Source organism: Methylobacterium bullatum (assembly GCF_014845095.1).
In the GTDB taxonomy this organism is placed as follows: domain Bacteria; phylum Pseudomonadota; class Alphaproteobacteria; order Rhizobiales; family Beijerinckiaceae; genus Methylobacterium; species Methylobacterium bullatum.
The window spans coordinates 1-820 of the sequence record NZ_NKUG01000275.1 but is presented as its reverse complement, the minus strand read 5'-3'; the positions used below and the strand labels follow the sequence as shown (position 1 = coordinate 820).

Sequence of the window (820 nt, the reverse complement as noted above, 5' to 3'; positions counted from 1 at the left end):
GGGAGAGGGACGCGCTCTGCTCGTCGAAAGCAGATGTGTGAATCCAGGAGCCGCAGGGGAGCGGGAGTGCCCCCTCACTGCGCCTTGATCTGCTTCTCCATCGCCTTGTCCTCGCTGCGCCCGTAATTGATGAAGAACTGGCTGCCGTCGATGGCCTTGCCCTTCTGTAGGTTCGAGAGCTGGACCGTGGTCTGGTAGCCCTGCGGATCGGTGATCCGCCACTGGCTGAGGGTCTTCATCTCGGCGTCGAAGAACAGCTGGATCTTCGAGGTGCCGCCCAGCGTCGCCCGGTCCTCCAGGGAGATGCGGATGCCGCCCGGATCGTTGGCGATGTCCGACACGGTGAGGTCGCGGGCGAGGTCGATCTTGTCGCGGAGCAGGAATTTCAGCGGCGTCTGCGAGATGAAGTAGAGGTCCTGGGTCTTCAGCTTGCGGTCCTTCACCGCCACCGACGTGCCATCGGCCACCACCTCCATGGGGGAGGGCTGGTCGTAGTCGAAGCGCAGGCGGCCGGGCTTGGCCAGGGTCAGCTTGCCGCCGATGCGGCGCCCGTCGCCGGCGATCTGGACGAAGTTGCCGCTGAGCGTGGTCATGCCGTTGAAATAGGCGTTGGCCTGGGCGAGCACGGCGGCGGGCTCGGCATCGAGCATGGAGGACGCGGCGGTGGGGGCACCGACGGCGGCGACCTTGGCGGGCGCGTCCGAGGGCGCGGCCTTCGCGGCGGGCTTCGCGCCGGGACCCGGCTTGTCCGACGCCGCCTTGGCGGGTTTGGGCGCCTGGGCCGCGGGCTTCTTCGGCGCGGCGGGAGCGGCCGGGGGCG

At 68.9% G+C, this 820-nt stretch carries 1 protein-coding gene; it reads right to left on the bottom strand.

What is annotated here, in order from left to right:
* Nucleotides 1-74: 74 nt before the first annotated feature.
* A partial coding sequence (locus MBTS_RS23055) for a LolA family protein (protein ID WP_192216586.1) occupies nucleotides 75-820 on the bottom strand: 746 nt, incomplete at its 5' end.